The sequence below is a fragment of the Candidatus Sulfotelmatobacter sp. genome, from assembly GCA_035504415.1.
In the GTDB taxonomy this organism is placed as follows: Bacteria; Vulcanimicrobiota; Vulcanimicrobiia; order Vulcanimicrobiales; family Vulcanimicrobiaceae; genus Vulcanimicrobium.
This window is the reverse complement of record DATJRY010000007.1, coordinates 151,864-170,180: the sequence shown is the minus strand read 5'-3', so window position 1 is coordinate 170,180 and position 18,317 is coordinate 151,864. Positions and strand designations below refer to the sequence as shown.

Here is an 18,317-nt window from a genome sequence, read left to right as displayed (position 1 = left end):
GGCGGAACCACCGCCCATGCCTGGCCGGTTGCAGCAGCGATGAAAGACGAGCGCGTGCGCGACGAGCGCGTCCTGGTCTACTCGACCGACGGCAGCCTGCCGCTCCCGAGCGCGCCCCGGCTTCCGGCGCCGGCGCCGGGTGCCGGGCGGGCGCTTCCCGACGACGGCGTCGTGCGGGTCGCGCGCGAACGCCGCCGCGCCAGCAGCGTCACCCTCGTGCACGGCCTTGCCGCGAACGAGCTGGCAACCGTCGGCAAGGAGCTCAAGCGCCTGTGCGGCACCGGTGGCACGGCCAAGAACGGCGTCGTCGAGCTGCAGGGCGATCACCGCGACGCGGTGGTCGCGTACTTCGAGCAGCGCGCGCGGCGGGTCAAGCGCGCCGGCGGCTGACGCTCACAGCACCAGCGAGTCGGGCTGCGAGGTCGTGTAGAGCACGTCGTCCTCGCGATCGATCTCTTCGTCCGAGAGCGCCGAGGACGTGTGACCGAATGCGGTGACGCTCACGTCGCCGAAGTCGCTGGTCGCCGAGTTCTTCGGGGCTTCCGCCGCGTTTCGCACGTCCGTGGCCTGCGTTTCGATCGACGCGTCGACGATCGTGCGCGACGCGCCGTCGACGAGCGTTTCGGCGCCCTTGCCTTCTTGCGAGGCTCCCCCCTCGAGCAGGTCTCCGGTATCGCTCTGCGCGCCGTCGAGCACGCCCGCTTGCGCGGCGCCGAGGACGTCGAGCGTTCCCGACGCGGTCGCGTGGATGCCGACCTGCGCCGAGGCCAGCGTGCTTGTCGCGTTCTGTTGCGGTGCCTTGGACTGCTCGTTGCCGGCGGAACTCGTCTGGGCCGAGCTCACCGTGTCGTCCAGCGCGACGTTCAGGGTGCCGTCGTTCTTCGCCGAGGTGCCGTCCGCTTCGAGCGAGGTCGCGGCGCTCGCGATGCTGCCGGTCGTCAAGGTGGCCGACTCGTCGGCGACCACGTCGGCCTTCGCGATGTTGGTCGAGCCGCCGACCGAGATGCCGGCGGTCAGCGACGCGCTCGTCCCGGCACCGCCCTCGCTGAACGTGAAGCTGTTACCGAACCCGTCGCGCACCGCGATGTTCACGGCGCCCTGTGCCCCGGTGCCGATCGTGAGCGTGTCACCGAACGCGTCGACCGCACTCGCCGCCGCGGGCGTCGCATCGCTGAGCGCGCCGCCGTCGCTGGTCACCCGCGCGATCTCTTCCCCCTGTGCGTCGCGGCTGAAGGTGAACACCGTCCCGTTGAGCGCCGCACCGTCGACCGTGGTCGTGCCGCTGCCGTCGAGCAACCGGACCGAGTCGGTCGTCACCCCGTCATCGACGGTCACGCTCTCGAGCGCGACGTCGCCGCCGGTGCGTAGGGCAGAGACGACGCCGTCCGCGCCGCCGACGTAGCGCGAGACGCCCTTGGCATCGGTGACGGTCACGGTCAAGCCCTCGATCGAGCCACCCGGCGCGACCAACTGGCTCAGCGCCGCCGGAGCCGCGCTCGCCAGCTTCGTGTCCGACCCGGCCGCGCCGGCCAGGCCCACCACCTGGCCGGCCAGCGTCGCCAGGGGGACCTGGGCCAAGCTGGCCGGACCATTGCGGCTGTCGTAGGTGATCGTCTGGCCGTCGCGGTGCTCGACCGCGAGGTAGGTGTCGTCGGCGCGCAGCGTCACGGTGAGATCGCTGTTGCTGCCGTTCAGACCCTGGACCTCGAGGATCGCCACGTCGTCGCCCGTCAGCTTGGCGCCGGTGATCGGTGCCGGCCCCTCGGTGAGCGAGCGCGGCGCGCCGTTGCCGTCGTAGAGCGTCACGGCGATCTGCGCCGTGAACGTCCCCTGCGGCGTCGCGCTGCCGTCGCCGGCAGGGCTTTTCGCGTCCAGGCCGCGCGCCGCGGCGGACGCGAGCGGCTGCGTTGCCGTCGCGTGGAGATGCAAGGTCACCGGGGACGACGACGACACGCAAGACCTCCCTGTCCGACGTTTCCTCTTTCGGTATCGGCCGCTTGCCTTCGGCCCTCGACCGCCGGTCGGCCTCTCGGCCCCCAAATCGACCTATCCGTTCCGCTAGAGAGTGGTCGACCGGCCACGGACCGAAGCCGGGCTGCCATGCTCTGGTTGCGCACCCTCGTGCTCGTCGTCCTGACCGCCGCGCTGAGCGGCGGTCTCCCTCGCGCCGCCCACGCGGCCGACCCGACTCCGGCGCCCAGCCCCGCGCTGCCCTCCGAGACGCCGGTCGTCACCCACCACCACGCGCGCATCAACGGCACCGACATCGCGTACACCGCACGCGCCGGGCTGCTGGTGATTCGCGGCGACGACGGCAAGCCGACGACCTCGATGTCGTACGTCGCGTACACGCGCGACGACGTCGCCGATCGCATGCACCGCCCGCTCTCGTTCGTCTACAACGGCGGCCCCGGATCCTCGACGGTGTGGCTGCACATGGGCGCGTTCGGGCCGCGCATGGTCGTGACGGCGAACGCCACCACGACGCCGCCGGCGCCGTATCGCCTGGTCGACAACGCCGACAGCCTGCTCGACGCGACCGATCTGGTCTTCGTCGACGCGCCCGGCACCGGCTACGGCCGCGCCTACGATCCCAAGGCGGTGTTCGGTATCGACCAAGACGCGGCGACGTTCGCGACCTTCGTGCAGCGGTACCTGACGACGTCCGATCGCTGGAACAGCCCGAAGTTCCTGATCGGCGAGAGCTACGGGACGACCCGCTCGGCCAACCTCGTCAACGTGCTCGCGCAGCGCGGCATCGCCTGCAACGGCGTCGTGCTGATCTCGACCGCGCTCGACTACGCGACGCTCATCGCCGCACAGGACAACGATCTGCCGTTCGTGCTGTTCTTGCCCTCGGAAGCCGCCGTCGCCTACTACCACCATGCGCTGCCGCAGCAGCCGGCCAACCTCGACGCGTTCCTGGCCGAGGTTCGGCACTTCGCGGCCACCGAGTACGCGGCGGCGCTGATGCAGGGCGACCGGCTGGACCCGCAGACGCGCGCGCACATCATCGAACGGCTGCACGCCTACACCGGTCTGAGCGCGCACTACATCGACCTGGCGAACCTGCGCATCTGGGCCGAGCACTTCGAGAAGGAACTGCTGCGCGACCAGCGCCGCACCGTCGGCCGTCTCGACTCGCGCTTCACCGGCATCGATCGCGACGCGACCGACGATTCACCCGACTACGATCCGGCCGACACCGCGCTCGAGCCGGTCTACACGACGCTGTTCAACGTCTACAGCCGCGACGCGCTGGACTGGAAGCCCAACGAAGAGTACCGCATCACCGACTACGGCGAGGTGTTCCGGGACTGGGACTTCAAGCGCACGGCCGCGATCGCCGGCTTCGCCGGCAAAGTGCTCGCCCCCGAAGTGGTCGACGATCTCCGTCAAGCGCTTAGCCAAAATCCCTCGCTGCGCGTGTTCGTCGCCAACGGCTTGTTCGATCTGGCGACCCCGTTCATGAACACCGAGTACACGATCGCGCACTTGGAGCTCGACCCCAGCCTGCGCGACCACGTGCACCTCGCGTACTATCCGAGCGGGCACATGATCTATGCCGATCCGGCGTCGCACGCGCGCCTGTCGGCCGACCTGCGGAACTTCATCACCGGGCTCGCGCACTAGCGCGAGCCCGGTCCTTCTTTCGTGCGGACCGCCGCGAGGCGAGCCGGTTAGCCGGGGATGTTGAAGGACATCGTCTTCGAGCCGGCCTGGTTCAGCGCGGGGTCCTGGCTGCTGCTGACGTTGACGACGAGGATGTTCTTGAAGTTGTTCCGCGTCGGCGCGTAGGCGACTTTGAAGTTCAGCGCCTTGACCGGGTGATTCCAGCTGATGGTCAGGGTGTTCGCGCCGGGCTTGACGGTCGTGGTGACGTCGTCGTACGCGGCCATGTGGAGGTGATCGATCTCGCGGCCGTCGATCCGCACGGTGACGCCGGGATCCTCCGGGAGCATGTTCTTGAAGATCGTGATCGGGCCGTTCGCGCTGGTGCCGTTGTCGGACGCTTGCTGCTGCGCGAAAGCCGGGGTCGCCAGGGCGGTCAGCGCCGCCGTGAGAATGAGAGCGTGGGTGCTGCGCATGGCAGCGTTGTACCCGTTTGCGGACATTTGACGGCCGAACGCTCGGCCGGTTCAGCGATAGAGGTCGCGGCGCGTCGGCGGAACGTCGGTGACGCCGTTGGAACGGGGCTTCCCGAGCAGCGTTTGCATCAATCCCATGCGGCCGAGCGCGAAGCCGCGCGCGCTGCCGGCCATGTAGATGCGCCAGATGCGTTCGGTGCGCGCGTCGGTCGCGTCGATCGCGGTCACGCGATTCGCCTCCAGATTCGTCCCCCAGGCACGCAGCGTGCGGGCGTAGTGCTCGCGCAGGTTCTCGACGTCGCGCACTTCGAAACCGACCGATTCCGCCGCGCGGGTGGTGACGTCGACCGGCACCAAGTCGCCGTCGGGAAACACGTAGCGGCCGATGAAATCGTCGCTGGCGCGATACCCTTTCCCGTCGCGGCCCTGCTGCACGATGCCGTGGTTGAGGAACAGGCCACCCTCGCGCAGCGCGCGGTACGCGCAGCGGAAATACTCACCCAGCCGTTCGCGCCCGACGTGCTCGACCATTCCCACCGACGCGATCGCGTCGAACTGCAGGTCGCCTAGCTCACGGTAGTCACGCAGCTCGACCCGCGCGCGATCCTCGAGTCCGGCCTCGGCGATGCGGCGCTGCGCTTCTTCGTGCTGGCGGCGCGAGAGCGTAACGCCGAGCGCGCGCGCGCCGCGCTGCGCCGCCCGCAGCACCAGGCCGCCCCACCCGCACCCGATGTCCAAGAACGTCTGGCCGGCGCGCAAGCGCACCTTGTCGAGGACGTAGTCGAGCTTCGCGCGCTGCGCGCCGTCGAGGTCGGTCACGCCGTCGTCCCAATATGCGCACGAGTACACCAGCTCGCGGCCCAGGAAGGTGCGGTAGAACGCGACCGGCTGGTCGTAGTGGAACCCGATCGCCGCCGCGTCGCGCGCTTTCGAGTGCACCTTTCCGTGCAGCCGCGCGCGCCCGTGGTGGTGGCGCGGCGCACGCGGCAAGCGCGCCAGCAGCATCGCTAGGCGCGCCAGCGCGAGCTTCGAGAGCCGCGTCACCGACCGTTCGAGCGTATCCAGCGCGAGCTCGACGTCGCCGACGATGTCGATCCAACCCTCGACGAACGCGCGGCCGGGGTTGGCGTCGAGCGGCGGCGTGAAGGCCGCGCGCAGCGCGTACGGCGCGTTGACCAGCAGCGTGAAGGCGGGCGACGACGCGGGAATCTCGCTGCCGTCCCACAGGCGGACCGCCACCTCGTTGCCGAGCTGTGGGCCGAACAGTCCCTCCAGCACCGCCTTGGAACGCTCGATCGCCGGTTCGGTCGTTACGGTCGCCATCGCGACGTATCCCGCGTCCTCGCCGCGCACCCCTGCGCGGATGCCGCGGGCCCGGCGCTGAACGTCCGCGGATGCGCGCACGCCTCCCGCTCGCGGCCCTTTTCTTGACGTCGGGCATCTTGCATTTCGTGCGCCCGCGTCCGTTCGAGGCCATCGTGCCGCCGCGCTTCGGCGACCCCAAGATGCTCGTACGCATCACCGGCGCGGCGGAGATCGCCGGCGCAATCGGACTGCTGCTTCCCGGCACGCGGCGGCCGGCGGGCATTGGGCTCATGCTGCTGTTGCTCGGAGTCTGGCCGGCCAACATCGGGATGGCGCTCGAGGCGAAGCGCTTCCGGCGCGTCGCGCCGGCTTGGGTCATCTGGGCACGCGTGCCGCTGCAGCTGCCGCTGCTCTGGTGGGTCGACCGCGCCAGCCGATAGACGAGCCCTTCGGTAGAGGTATTGAGCGAGAGCAGGGTCGGTTTTCAGAGCGAGCCAAGTTCGGGAGTACCGCGTACGCCCCCAAGTGCGCCTGCCTCGCTTTCTTGGAGGGACTCACCGTGCGACGAATCGTCTTCGCGCTTGCGTGCGCGGTCGTGTCCGCGACGACGCTCGGCACGCCGTCCGGCGCGTGTGCGGCCGGACCGCCGACCGCGGCCGTACTCGACTTCGACACCAAAGGCCTGACCGGCAGCAATTACGGCCAGTTCGAACCCGGCGTCGCGCTGGCGGACCTGGTGACCGACGCGCTCGTCAGCAAAGGACAGCTCTCGGTCGTCGATCGCAGCCACCTCACCTCGACGCTGAACGAGCACCACTTGGGCGCGGGCGGCGAGGTCGATCCGGCCTCCGCCGTCAGCGCCGGCCGGCTCATCGGAGCGCGCTATCTCATCTCCGGCAACGTGGTGCAGTTGGACGTCACCGGGCGCAGCGGCGGCGCCGGCTTTCTGCCGGCGTTGCCGGCTCGATCGCGGGCTCGGTGCACAGCAGCCGTACGACGCTCAAAGTCTCGGTTAAGGTCGTCGACGCGCTGACCGGGCGCATCGTGCAGTCGTTCAACGACGAGCGCAGCGAGAACGCGACCTCGCTGGGCCGCAACGGTTGGTCGGGCACCGTCGCGGGCGGCTACTCGAACTCGAACTTCACCAGCTCGTCGATGGCCACCTCATCAACGACTCGACCGACACCTGCGTCGGGCGCATCGTCTCGGGCAAAGTCGTCGCGGTAGAGGTCTTCGCCGAGTGAACGACCTCGAGTCCGAGCCACGCCGGTTCTCGTTGGTCGATACTGACAGTCACGATCGATAATCAATAATCGCAGCTCGACGGGAGCAGCACGCGACCGACCTGTAGTGCCATACTAGCGGACGACGGAATATATCGTCGTTCGCTGCGCACCACAGGATGGTCTTGTCACGGCCACATACAAGCGCGGCTGCGTCCTTCAAACGCCGAGGCGTACGTCAGTCCTCCTCATCGCTATGTTCTGCGCCACGGTTCGGCCCGTGAACGCGCAGCCGAACGCGTCCATCATCGTGAGTGGCGCGCTCGAACACGGCTCGGCCGACCATGCCGATCTCACCCTAAGATTCTCGGGCCCAATACCGCGCTGCAACGTTCCGCCGCAAGCCGCAAGCGCGATTGTTGTGCAATGCATACAGACGCGTATCGCGCCGCAGTTTAGGCCAATCGCCGTCGCAGGCGCACTCGTAGAGTCCGTCCGGGTCAACCTCATCGGCGGCGACCTCAACATACTGATCCTCGTCGCAGTCCCGGCTCACGTCGATTTCTCCGCCACGGCAAACACCATCGAACTATCGATCTCTCGCGATCGTAGCCCCCCGAGCAAGCAAGAAGCAATGAGGCGACTGCCCATCGTGCTCGGCGCGACGACTGCCGTCGTCATCTTACACTTCGCCGACGTGAGCGAGATTGCGGGTGCCCTCATCGAGGGGCAGACCGTGCCTGTTAATGATACCTTTGCGCCGCAACCATCACAAATCAGCCAAAGCGCCTCATCAATCGGCGGCGCCTCCGGCGGCATCGTTGCGGCGCAATCGATATCGGTCGCAAGCCCAGCGTCGACGCAGGCCCTCGGGCAGAAGCTGACGGACGAGCTCGCCATTGATCGCCGCCTCAACGCGATCATCCTTACCGGTACGCCGGAACGCGTCGCCGAATTGCGCAGCCTAATCGCACAACTGGACGTGCCCCTTCCAACCGTGACCCTCGAAACGCAGATCGTCGAGCTTACCGACAGTGCCGCTAAGCAAGTCGGCATCGACTACACAAACGCCGGCGGTCCCATTGCTGCCGTTTCGACGCAGCTCAAAAGCCAAAGCCTCGCCACGTCGAGCTTGAACTTGCAGGCACAAATCTACGACGTCGTTACGAAGGGTGGCGGAAAACTTCTTGCGCGACCGAGCATCGTCGCGCAAAGCGGGTCGCCGGCATCGATTCTCACCGGCGATGAGATTCCGGTCGTTACGACGTTGACGAGCTTCGGCTCGGCGACTCTTACGCAGCAACAGGTGCAGTACGTGACCGTCGGCGTGAATCTTCAAATTCAGCCACGCGTTTCGCCTGACGGCTTCATCAACTTCCACATCTACTCGGAAGTCTCCAGTGTGAGCTCATACGTGCAGGGCTACCCCGAAATCACACAACGTACGGCGACGACGGCGGCGACTGTACGTGACGGTCAGTCCTTCGTTATCGGAGGCTTGATAGAGGACAGCGAGATCAACAGCCTTTCCAAGATCCCGCTTTTAGGCGACCTACCCCTACTTGGGAGTTTCTTTCGAAACCGTACCGAGCAACGGGTAAACACAAATCTCTATATCGTCGTCACGCCGCACATCACCAATGCGCCGTCTCCGGATCAAAGCCACTCTTGAAAGGTTCATCGACTGTGCAACGATCGATAGTCGCGCTACTAGCAGTCTGCGCCGCGACGCTATGCGGTTGCGGAGTCGGCGGCAGCGGTACTGCTCCGCCCCCGCCGGGCAATTTCGTTACGCTCCACCAACACTACTACCCGTTCTTCGCATACAATAGCTGCCTGCAAAACGCGGACGTCCCCGAACTCAACTCACGTCTCACCGCAAAGTCTTGGACCCGCACCAGTTCCATCGAAGACAATGACGGTGCTTGCACGTTTGCCACGGGTACAACCAGCGACCCAGCCGTCCATGCGTCAAGCTTCACAAGCAGCAATGCGGAAAATGCCGACTTCATATGGTACTCGGGGCACGGAGACGACGGCTTCATTGTACTGAACGAATACGATCCAACGGGCAGCAACGAAGGCGACTGCAGCTCGAAGGGGTACTCGCCGGACGTCGAATGCTTCAACGGGGCCTCCGCGAACGTTCCGATGGCCGGGCGGCTGAAGTGGATCTTCGCGTATGCATCCGTCTGTACCACGGATCAGAACTGGCCCTATATCTTCAACACGAGCTCGCAAGGTCTTCATGGCTACTATGGCGTCGAAGGCGAGCCGACCGACCTGCCGGACACCGCGAAAAACGTCGCCGACACGTTCGTCTCCGCTGCGGCCAACGTCGGCTCAAACTCCGGCACCGACGTTCACGATGCCTGGCGAGATGCGGTCGGAGCTGCCAATACAAATTTCGGCGAATGGGAACTCGAAGACGCGAGCGGTATCAATAGCAACGGGGCTGATCTCGGCAACGGCGATCATCTCGGAAGCACAGAGCAGAGTACGGGCGTCTACTCGGACAGCAATCCGGTGGTCTACACCGACAATGACGGTTCTACGGCCTATCCACTCCCGATCGTTCCGCAGTCTCAGATATCGTCGTCCTCCCCCGGGCAATATCTACCGTTGGCGATGACGACCGAGTCGTACAGCGATGCGGCGCTTTTTTCGGCCGCGAATGCACAGAATCCGGGCGTAACGACCGAGTCCCCTTCTTCGAACGAGTACCGGATGGCAGGCTCTGCTTTTGTAGCAAGCCACTATGAGGGAAGCCAAGGGTTGATCGCCAGCGGATCGAGCACTCGCGTGCCAATGAACTACGCTGTTTCGGCTGCCGAGAACTTCGCCATCTCGAGCCAGCAAAGTTACAACCCTCTGCCCAGCGACGCGCAGCTGCAAAACGTGGTCTCCGTCTACATGACAACGGGCAGTGAGGCGCCCGTCCTGATAGGTTACGACTTCGTCTGGAAGCATAACACCCCGATCCTCGGCGGCGATTTCATTCGAGTCGGTGTGGACAACACCGAGAAGCAGGTCTGCACCGAAACGAAGGTCATCGTCGTCGGCCCGCACGGGCCTGTCCCGACATGTATTCAGTGGGAGATGACTTACACGCTCCACCTCAACTATTACTATCGCCTGTGGCGCGAACCAAATGCCGTTCGCTATCCTACGGGGGTGAACGGGACCGGCTCACCCGCTCTTTCACCGGCCCAAGCCTTCTCCATCGCGTCTCAGGATCAATCGATCAAAGGGGCCACCACGCTGGGGCAGCCCCTGGGCTACCTGTATGGCTATTGGACGCCATCGATAACGTCGACCGACAACACAGCCTACCCCGCGTTTCATTTCTTCTATAGCGGACACTATGTCGTCTCGGTAGACGCATATTCCGGCGCCGTGGAGAGCATTGATGCCTTCGTTCAATAAGATGTTCGCCGTAGTAGTGCTGGCCGTGCTCGGCGTGGCAGCGCACGAAACGCCCGCAACGGCGACGCAACAGATGCCGCAGGTGCGAAATATTCACCGCCGGCCGCTCGTGCTTCGAAATGCGAACATCGTCAACGATGCGATCGCCCGAACCGCTCGTGCCGAGCGCTTTCGGATCAACCATCGGGGTCCGATGCCCTCTGTCCGCCTGCTCGCCACGCGGTCCGTGACGACGCGCGACCTCGCCGCGATCGGCTTTACTCGGCTCAACGGCCCGAGCTCCGGACTGCTTGTGCAGACGCAGGTCGTCGATCGAACCGGCACGTGGATTCACTCATACGTTTACAGCCAAACCACTCATGTCATAGAATATGGAATGATTCAGCTGACACCGGCCGGCAGTTCGTCGTCGACGCCTGCAAAAGCTCACTGAGGCGCGTTTGCGAAGCACCTTCGCGGGAATCGTGGTCGCGCTGCTGACCGGGTGCGCGGCTGCCCCCACGGTTCCCGCGCCGGCCCGGGTCGTCTCCTACTGCCCCGCTGGGAGTTCCGCGGATACGGAAGCGCTCCGTCGGGTCGCCAGCGCTCTTGTCGACGAAGCGTATTTCACCGCCGCCCCGTACGAGACGTTACGCCCCTTCGAAGACCTCGTCCAAAATGAAGTCAGAGCTCCGGCCGGCGGCGTCGTCGGGTACTGGAGCGTCGATCGCTTCCACGACCAAGTCCCGATCATCGACAACGACGTGCAGGCGCGACACTATCGCATCGACGCGGTCGCCGTTTCGGACGACGGTCGGCACGTAGGTCCGCTGCGCTTCGTCTTTCTCGGCCTCTCGGAGGATCATCGTCCCCCGGTCAGACTCTGGCTTGTCGCCTCCTCGACGGATTTCGAGAACGTCTGCCGCTGAGCGGACGCGGGAGCCACGGCGCGGCACGGATAACCCGGCGGCATCGCCGACTTCTCGCTGGCCGAAGCGCGACGGATCGCGCTGGCGGCGCAAGGCTTCACCGACCCGCCGCCGCGGGGCGCCGTCGACCGTCGTCTGCTGCGGCGGGTCTTCGCGCGGGTCGGACTCATCCAGATCGACAGCGTCAACGTACTGGTGCGCTCGCACTACCTGCCGCTCTTCTCGCGGCTGGGCGACTACGAACCGGGCGTGCTCGAGGATGCGGCGTACGGACGCGACCGCATCCTCTTCGAGTACTGGGGTCATGAGGCGTCGCTGCTGCCGCTCGCCGCGCACCCGCTCTTGCGCTGGCGGATGGAGCGCGCGCGCAGCGGCGAGGGAACCTGGGGGCGGCTGGCGCGGCTGCGGCGCGACAACCCGCACGTGCTCGAGCGCGTGCTGGCGCGGCTGGCCCACGAGGGTCCGCTCGGCGCGGGCGCGTTCGAAGGCCCGCGCGGCGAGGGCGGCTGGTGGGGCTGGAGCGAGGCGAAGAACGCGCTCGAGGCGCTGTTCTGGTCGGGCGAGATCACGACCCGGACGCGGCGCGGCTTCGAGCGCATCTACGACCTGACCGAACGCGTCATCCCAGCCGAGATCCTCGCGCTGCCGACGCCCGGCGAAGCCGACGCGCAGCGCGAGCTGGTGCGCACCTCGGCGCGCGCGATGGGGATCGCGAGCGAGCGCGATCTGCGCGACTACTTCCGGCTCGACCTCGCCGACGCGCGCGCCCGCGTCGCGGAGCTGGTCGAGAGCGGCGAGCTCACGCCGGTCACGGTCGAAAGCCTCCGTGGGACGCGGTACCTCGCCCCCGGCACGAGGGTGCCGCGGCGCGTGCACGCGCACGCGCTGCTCTCACCCTTCGATTCGCTGGTCTGGAACCGCGATCGCACGCGCGAGCTGTTCGGCTTCGACTACCGCATCGAGATCTACGTCCCGCGGCACAAGCGCGTCCACGGCTACTACGTGCTGCCGTTCCTGTTCGGCGACCGGCTGATGGCGCGCGTCGACCTCAAGCACGATCGCCAAGCGCGCATCCTGCGCGCGCACGCCACCCACCTCGAGCACGGCGTCCCCCGCCGCGAGGTTCTCGCCGCGGTCCGCACCCAACTGGAGTCGATGGCACACTGGCTCGGCGCCGACAAAGTCACGATGCGCTAGCGCGACGAGAAAACGGTGATGGACCGAGCGCAGGAGCATGGTCACATCACCGTTGCGGTTGTTGCGAGGTCGGTCCGGGGGCCCCACGCCCTAGGCGTTGGGGGGCGCGGAGCCGGGGGCGGAGCGCCGTTTAGTGATACGGGGTGGGCAGGGCGGTCGGCGAGGCGAACGTGCCCGGTGGGTAGTTCGCGGCTTGGGGTTGGTATTGTTGGCGGCGTGAGAGGACCGTCGAGGGCTGCGTCGTGCGCATCTCGATCGTCGAGCCGGGGCCGATCACGACGTTGCTGCCCAGGCTGGCCGCGTAGATAGCGCCGCCGACCGCGCCGACCGCGCCGCCGGCGTTGGTGCCGAGCTTCTTGCCGACGAAGTTGCCGACCAGATCGCCGATGACGGCGCCGATGACGGCGCGGGCGCCCTTGTTGCCCTGCTCCTTCGCATCGAGCGAGAGCACCGAACCCGTCAGCGACGCCGTCGTCCCGTCGGCCAGCGTGATGCGATCGAAGGCGAGCGCGACCGCGCCCTTCTTGAGGCCGCCGGCGCGGCCGACAGCCTTGACGTGACCGTAGACCTTGGCGGCCTGAAAGCGTCCGTCGTCGCCGGGATACGGCGGCTGCACGTCGAGCACGAACGGATCGCCGACCTGCGCGGTCTTGCTCGAGATCGATTGTTCGAGCACGCCGGTGATGATCGTTTGCGAGGGCAGCAGTTGATCGGCGCCCGGCGGGCCGCCGTTGAACTGCTGCGCTCCAGCAGCCAACGGCATCGCTGCAATAAGCGCAGCGGTGACCGCGACCAGTATCCTGCGGGACATCGGGTACCTCTTGCGGGGGCGGGGTATCGACATGAGAACGATCCTCGGGCTCCCAGCGTTCCCGCAGAAATACCCGAAGCGCCGGTCGCCCGGCGCCTCGGAGGGGAACTCGACCGCGATCGGTGTCAGCCGATCAGCGGCACCAGCTCGCGATCGATCTCGCCGCGCAGCCCGGAGTCGGCGCGCAGCGCGGCGGCCTTGTCGAGCTTCTCCCACGGCAAGTCGAGCTCGGGACGGCCGAAGTGGCCGTACGCCGCGGTCTGCTTGTAGATCGGGCGGCGCAGGTCGAGGTTGTGGATGATGGCGGCGGGGCGCAGGTCGAAGTGGCGTTTGACCAGTTCCGCGATCGTCTCTTCCTCGATCTTGTTGGTGCCGAACGTCTCGACCAGCACGCTGACCGGGTGCGCGACGCCGATCGCGTATGCGACCTGGATCTCGCAGCGGTCGGCGAGCCCCGCCGCGACGACGTTCTTGGCGACGTAGCGCGCCGCGTACGCCGCCGAGCGGTCCACCTTGGTCGGGTCCTTGCCGGAGAACGCGCCGCCGCCGTGCCGCGCCATCCCGCCGTACGTATCGGCGATGATCTTGCGGCCGGTCAAGCCGGCGTCGCCCTTCGGACCGCCGATGACGAAACGCCCGGTCGGGTTGACGTAGACCTTGAGATTGTTGTCGCGCAGCCCCTTGGGGATCACCTGATCGATGATCTGCTCGGTGACTTCGCGCCGGATCAGGTCGAGCGGGACGTCGGGATCGTGCTGGGTCGAGATGACGACGGCGTCGACGCGCACCGGCTTGAGCCCGTCGTACTCGACCGTGACCTGCGACTTGCCGTCGGGGCGCAGGTAGCCGATCGTCTTGTTCTTGCGCGCGGCCGCGAGCAAGCGGGTGAGGTCGTGCGCCAGCGTGATCGGCAGCGGCATGAGCTGCGCGGTTTCACGGCACGCGTAGCCGAACATCATCCCCTGGTCGCCGGCGCCGGTCAGCTCGAACGGATCGTGCTGACCGGTCTCCTTGACTTCCAGCGATTGATCGACGCCCATCGCGATGTCGGGCGACTGCTCGTCGACCGAGACGCTGACGCCGCAGGTCTCGTAGTCGAAGCCGACCGCCGAGCGATCGTAGCCGATCTCCTTGATCGTCTCGCGGACGATCTTCGGGATGTCGACGTACGTCTTGGTCGTGATCTCGCCGGCGATGTGGATCTGGCCGGTGATCGCGAACGTCTCGCACGCGACGCGGCCATGCGGGTCGTCGGCGAGGATCGCGTCGAGCACCGCGTCGGAGATCTGGTCGGCGACCTTGTCGGGATGCCCTTCGGTCACCGACTCCGAGGTGAACAGACGCTGATACGCCATGCTAGGTGCCCTCGCTCCACGACGCCATGTACTTGACCTGCTCGGGCGTCGGGGTGTCGATGCTGATGCCGAACGCGGCCAGCTTGAGCTGTGCGACTTCTTCGTCGATGTGGTCGGGAACCGAGTAGACCTTCTTCTCGAGGGTCTGGTAGTTCTGCGCCAGGAACGCCGCCGCCATCGCCTGGTTGGCGAACGACATGTCCATCACCGCGGCCGGGTGACCCTCGCCGGCGGCCAGGTTGATCAGGCGGCCCTGACCCAGCACGCGAACCGTGCGGCCGTTCTTGAGCGCGTACGCTTCGACGAACTCGCGCGGCGTCGTCTTGCCGGTCGAGAGCAGCTCGAGCGCGTCGAGGTCGAGCTCGTCGTTGAAGTGCCCCGAGTTGCAGACGATCGCGCCGTCCTTCATCACCTCGAAGTGCTCCTTGCGGATCACGTGGTAGTTGCCGGTGACGGTGATGAAGACGTCGCCGCGCTTGGCGGCTTCCGCCATCGGCAGCACCTCGAACCCGTCCATCGCGGCTTCGAGCGCCTTGCGGGGATCGATCTCGGTGACGACGACGTGGGCGCCCAGGCCCTTGGCGCGCGAGGCGACGCCGCGCCCGCACCAGCCGTAGCCGACGACCACGACGGTCGAGCCGGCGATCAGCACGTTGGTCGCGCGGATGACGCCGTCGAGGGTCGACTGGCCGGTCCCGTAGCGGTTGTCGAACATGTGCTTGGTCAGCGCGTCGTTGACGGCGATGACCGGGTAGGGCAGCACGCCGTCCTTCTCCATCGCGTGCAGACGGATGACGCCCGTCGTGGTCTCCTCGCAGCCGCCGATCATGTCCCGCAGCAGCGCGTTGTGCTTGGTGTAGATGGTGGTGACGAGATCGCAGCCGTCGTCCATCGACATCTGCGGCTTCGCGGCGATGACGGCCTCGATGTGGCTGTAGTACGTCTTCTCGTCTTCACCCTTGATGGCGAAGGTCGGGATCTCGTAGTGGCTGCACAGCGCGGCCGCGACGTCGTCCTGCGTCGAGAGCGGGTTGGAGGCGCACAGCGCGATGTCGGCGCCGCCGGCCTTGAGGGCCAGCATCAGGTTGGCGGTTTCGGTGGTGACGTGCAGGCACGCGCCGATGCGCACGCCGGCCAGCGGCTTGGTCTTCGCGAAGCGATCGCGGATCTGCCCGAGGACCGGCATGAACGATGCGGCCCATTCGATGCGCGACTTACCGGCGTCGGCCAATGCGAGGTCGCGAACGTCCCCGCGCGCCTTCTCGAGAGTAGGCAAGGATGCACTCCTATGTTCGGATGTCAGTTGTCGTTGTGCGTCCGTGCTTGTTGAAACCAGCTCTACCGGCGCGACCGAACCTCATTCGCCGCGAGGCGTCAGGGGCTCATGCCTGGTAGACCGCGGCGTGGACGGAATCGATGCGTATCTCGACAAGCTGGCGTCCGCCGACCCCACGCCGGGTGGCGGCAGCGCGGCGACGATTGTCGCAGCCTGCGGGGTCGCGCTGTGCGCGATGGTCGCCCGCATCACCGCTACCAGCCCGCGTCACGCCGAGCAGCGCGGCCCGGCCGAGGCGATCGTGCACGACGCCGACGCCCTGCGCGAGCGGCTGAGCGCGGCCCGCGTGGTCGACGAGGACGCGTTCAGCCGGGTCGTGGCCGCCCAGGCGCTCCCGCGCGGCAGCGAGGCCGCGAAGGCGGCACGCACGGCCGCCCTGCAGGCCGCGCTGGTCGGCGCGGCCGAGGCCCCGCTGGCCGCCGCCGGGCTGTGCGCCGAAGGGCTGGCCCTGGTCGAACGGGCCGCGGCGCTGGGCAACGAGCACCTGATCAGCGACGTGGAGTGCGCCGAACACTTCCTGCGGGCCGCGCAGGCGGCGTGCGTCGCCAACGTCCGAATCAATCACCGATATATTCGCGACGAGGCGATCATCCAAGCCCAGAACGAGCGGCTGGCCGTGCTCGTGCGAAGAGGTCCCCCGGCCCACGGGGCGTAGTGTCGCTGCCAATGCTACTCGAACGCGTCAAGCCGCTCGACGATCTTCTGGCGCAAGCCGAAGCACTCGACGACCACAGCGCCCCCGCGCTCAAGAAGACCCTCGGGGTCTGGGGACTGACCGCGCTGGGCATCGGCGCCATCATCGGAACCGGCATCTTCGTGCTGACCGGGAAAGCCGCGGCGCTGAGCGCCGGGCCGGCCGTCGTGCTCTCGTTCGTGGCCGCCGGCATCGTCAGCGCGCTCGCCGCGCTGTGCTACGCCGAGCTGGCCTCGTCGGTGCCGATCTCCGGCAGCGCCTACTCCTACGTCTATGCGACGCTGGGCGAGTTCGTCGCCTGGATCGTCGGCTGGGGGCTGATCCTCGAGTACGCGCTCGGCGCGGCGACGGTCGCGATCGGCTGGTCGGGCTACTTCACCGACTTCCTGGGCACGATCGGCCTGCACATCCCGAAAGCGCTCGCGACCAACCCGTGGGACGGCGGCCTGTTCAACCTGCCCGCCGCCCTGATCATCCTGTTGATCACGGTGCTGCTCATCCGCGGCACCCACGAGAGCGACAACGTCAACAAGATCATCGTGGCCGCCAAGCTGCTGGTGGTGGCGTTCTTCATCGTCATCGGGATCGGCCACGTCAACCCCGCGAACTGGCATCCGTTCGCGCCCTTCGGCTTCGACGGCATCATCAACGGCGCGGGCCTAGTGTTCTTCGCCTACATCGGTTTCGACGCGGTCTCGACCTCGGCCGAGGAAGTGCGCAACCCGGCCCGCGATCTGCCGCGCGGCATCATCGGCAGCCTGGTCATCTGCACGATCCTCTACATCATCGTGTCGGGCATCCTGACCGGCATCCTGCCCTACACGCAGCTCAACGTCCCCTCGCCGGTCTCGTTCTCGCTGATCCAGATCGGGCTGGGCTGGGCGGGCGCGATCGTCGCGCTGGGCGCGATCGCGGGCCTGACGACGGTCTTGCTGGTGATGCTCTACGGCCAGAGCCGCGTGTTCTTCGCCATGTCGCGCGACGGGCTGTTGCCGGCCGTCTTCGCGCGCGTGCACCCGCGCTTCCGCACGCCCTATCTGTCCTCGGCGATCGTCGGCATCGTGGTCGCGGTCGTCGCGGCGGTCGGCCAGCTCGACGTCGTCGCGGATCTGGTCAACATCGGCACGCTGGTCGCCTTCGCGCTGGTCGCGGTCGGCGTCATCGTCTTGCGGCGCACCCGCCCCACCATGCGGCGCGGGTTCCGCGTCCCGGGCAGCCCGGTCGTGCCGGTCCTGGCCGCGCTCGGGGCGCTCTACCTGATCGTCAAGGGCCTGCCGCTGATGACGATCGTGAGCTACCTGATCTGGCTCGTGCTCGGCCTGATCGTGTACTTCACCTACTCGCGCAGCCGCAGCACGGTCGGCATCGCCGAGGCCACCAAGGCGGCGACCCCGGTCTAGCTAGCTGCGGGCCGGCTCGGCGCTGCCGTTGCTGCGCGCGCCGCTGATCGTGGGCGTCGCCAGCGTGCCCTCCGGCGGCCCGGCATCGCGCTGCCCGAGAATCGCCCACGCCGAGAGGACGCCGCCGGCCAGCGCCAGCGTCTCGAGCACCGGGTGATGCAGCCGGTCGTGCAGGCCGAGCGCGCGATCGAGCGAGAGCGCGCCGAAGCCGCGCGCCGCCAGCGCCAACGCCGACGCCGCGTAGAGCACGTTCAGCTCGACGCCGCCCTTCTGCTGGAAGTAGCCGTTCTTGGCGTGCACCGACTGCGCCGCGACGATCATCGTCGAGAGCAGTCCCGCCGGGCCGAGCGGACCGCCCAGTCCCAGCGCGATGAGGATGCCCGAACCGATCTCGGTGGCGGACGCCGCCTGCGCGAAGCGGGCACCGGGCTTGAAGCCGAGCCCTTCGAAATAGCCGGCCGCCTTGTCGGGGCCAGGCCCTTCGAACCAGCCGAACGCCTTTTGCGCGCCGTGCGAAGCGATGCTGCCGCCGACGGCGAGGCGCACCGCCAGCAGCACGAGATCGTCGATCATG

The 18,317-nt window shown here is 67.3% G+C and carries 19 protein-coding genes; 11 read left to right on the top strand and 8 right to left on the bottom strand.

Annotated features, from left to right (window positions below):
- Positions 1–39 precede the first annotated feature (39 nt).
- On the top strand, positions 40–390 hold the full coding sequence (locus tag VMD91_04070) for a hypothetical protein (GenBank protein HTW83233.1): 351 nt from the start codon (positions 40–42) through the stop codon (positions 388–390).
- A 3-nt stretch (positions 391–393) separates the two neighbouring features.
- Here the strand turns inward: VMD91_04070 and VMD91_04065 are convergent, their stop codons facing one another.
- Positions 394–1,953, bottom strand: a complete 1,560-nt coding sequence (locus VMD91_04065) for a hypothetical protein (protein HTW83232.1) — start codon at positions 1,951–1,953, stop codon at positions 394–396.
- A 147-nt stretch (positions 1,954–2,100) separates the two neighbouring features.
- Here VMD91_04065 and VMD91_04060 point away from each other — a divergent pair, with 147 nt between their 5' ends.
- Positions 2,101–3,633, top strand: a complete 1,533-nt coding sequence (locus VMD91_04060; protein ID HTW83231.1) for a hypothetical protein — start codon at positions 2,101–2,103, stop codon at positions 3,631–3,633.
- A gap of 47 nt (positions 3,634–3,680) precedes the next feature.
- Here the strand turns inward: VMD91_04060 and VMD91_04055 are convergent, their stop codons facing one another.
- Together VMD91_04055 and VMD91_04050 are read right to left on the bottom strand one after the other, a co-directional pair.
- On the bottom strand, positions 3,681–4,088 hold the full coding sequence (locus tag VMD91_04055) for a hypothetical protein (protein ID HTW83230.1): 408 nt from the start codon (positions 4,086–4,088) through the stop codon (positions 3,681–3,683).
- Positions 4,089–4,139: 51 nt separating this feature from the next.
- A complete protein-coding gene (locus VMD91_04050) occupies positions 4,140–5,492 on the bottom strand; it encodes a cyclopropane-fatty-acyl-phospholipid synthase family protein (protein ID HTW83229.1) in 1,353 nt (450 codons plus the stop codon).
- Here VMD91_04050 and VMD91_04045 point away from each other — a divergent pair.
- The 6 genes from VMD91_04045 to VMD91_04020 all read left to right on the top strand — a co-directional run bounded on the left by VMD91_04045 (position 5,483) and on the right by VMD91_04020 (position 10,475).
- Complete coding sequence (locus VMD91_04045; protein ID HTW83228.1) at positions 5,483–5,833, top strand: DoxX family protein; 351 nt, start codon at positions 5,483–5,485, stop codon at positions 5,831–5,833. The two genes, VMD91_04050 and VMD91_04045, sit on opposite strands and share 10 nt — an antisense overlap.
- Before the next feature lie 119 nt (positions 5,834–5,952).
- Positions 5,953–6,426 (top strand): CsgG/HfaB family protein, encoded by a 474-nt coding sequence (locus VMD91_04040; GenBank protein ID HTW83227.1) that lies wholly within the window; start codon positions 5,953–5,955, stop codon positions 6,424–6,426.
- A complete protein-coding gene (locus tag VMD91_04035) occupies positions 6,372–6,620 on the top strand; it encodes a hypothetical protein (GenBank protein ID HTW83226.1) in 249 nt (82 codons plus the stop codon). Before VMD91_04040 ends, VMD91_04035 begins: the two co-directional genes overlap by 55 nt.
- Before the next feature lie 276 nt (positions 6,621–6,896).
- Positions 6,897–8,288 carry a secretin N-terminal domain-containing protein gene (locus VMD91_04030; protein HTW83225.1) on the top strand — a complete coding sequence of 464 codons (1,392 nt, stop codon included), beginning with the start codon at positions 6,897–6,899 and terminating at the stop codon, positions 8,286–8,288.
- Between the two features lie 14 nt (positions 8,289–8,302).
- The gene (locus VMD91_04025) at positions 8,303–10,042 is read left to right on the top strand and encodes a hypothetical protein (GenBank protein HTW83224.1); all 1,740 of its coding nucleotides are present in this window, start codon (positions 8,303–8,305) and stop codon (positions 10,040–10,042) included.
- Between the two features lie 16 nt (positions 10,043–10,058).
- Positions 10,059–10,475 (top strand): hypothetical protein, encoded by a 417-nt coding sequence (locus VMD91_04020; GenBank protein HTW83223.1) that lies wholly within the window; start codon positions 10,059–10,061, stop codon positions 10,473–10,475.
- Positions 10,476–10,671: 196 nt separating this feature from the next.
- On the opposite strand, the gene VMD91_04015 is transcribed toward VMD91_04020, so the two are convergent.
- On the bottom strand, positions 10,672–11,157 hold the full coding sequence (locus VMD91_04015; protein HTW83222.1) for a hypothetical protein: 486 nt from the start codon (positions 11,155–11,157) through the stop codon (positions 10,672–10,674).
- Here VMD91_04015 and VMD91_04010 point away from each other — a divergent pair.
- Positions 11,146–12,147: a crosslink repair DNA glycosylase YcaQ family protein gene (locus VMD91_04010; GenBank protein ID HTW83221.1), complete on the top strand. Its 1,002-nt coding sequence runs from the start codon at positions 11,146–11,148 to the stop codon at positions 12,145–12,147. The genes VMD91_04015 and VMD91_04010 overlap by 12 nt on opposite strands.
- Positions 12,148–12,277: 130 nt before the next feature.
- Here the strand turns inward: VMD91_04010 and VMD91_04005 are convergent, their stop codons facing one another.
- The 3 genes from VMD91_04005 to ahcY all read right to left on the bottom strand — a co-directional run bounded on the left by VMD91_04005 (position 12,278) and on the right by ahcY (position 15,589).
- Positions 12,278–12,958, bottom strand: a complete 681-nt coding sequence (locus tag VMD91_04005) for a hypothetical protein (protein ID HTW83220.1) — start codon at positions 12,956–12,958, stop codon at positions 12,278–12,280.
- A 125-nt stretch (positions 12,959–13,083) separates the two neighbouring features.
- Positions 13,084–14,313: a methionine adenosyltransferase gene (gene metK, locus VMD91_04000; protein ID HTW83219.1), complete on the bottom strand. Its 1,230-nt coding sequence runs from the start codon at positions 14,311–14,313 to the stop codon at positions 13,084–13,086.
- Between the two features lies 1 nt (position 14,314).
- The gene (gene ahcY, locus VMD91_03995) at positions 14,315–15,589 is read right to left on the bottom strand and encodes an adenosylhomocysteinase (GenBank protein HTW83218.1); all 1,275 of its coding nucleotides are present in this window, start codon (positions 15,587–15,589) and stop codon (positions 14,315–14,317) included.
- A gap of 127 nt (positions 15,590–15,716) precedes the next feature.
- On the opposite strand from ahcY, the gene VMD91_03990 reads away from it, so the two are divergent.
- Together VMD91_03990 and VMD91_03985 are read left to right on the top strand one after the other, a co-directional pair.
- Positions 15,717–16,304, top strand: a complete 588-nt coding sequence (locus VMD91_03990; GenBank protein ID HTW83217.1) for a cyclodeaminase/cyclohydrolase family protein — start codon at positions 15,717–15,719, stop codon at positions 16,302–16,304.
- Between the two features lie 11 nt (positions 16,305–16,315).
- Positions 16,316–17,743 (top strand): amino acid permease, encoded by a 1,428-nt coding sequence (locus VMD91_03985; protein HTW83216.1) that lies wholly within the window; start codon positions 16,316–16,318, stop codon positions 17,741–17,743.
- On the opposite strand, the gene VMD91_03980 is transcribed toward VMD91_03985, so the two are convergent.
- Positions 17,744–18,316 (bottom strand): DoxX family protein, encoded by a 573-nt coding sequence (locus VMD91_03980; GenBank protein HTW83215.1) that lies wholly within the window; start codon positions 18,314–18,316, stop codon positions 17,744–17,746. It abuts the gene before it with no gap.
- Position 18,317: the final 1 nt, after the last annotated feature.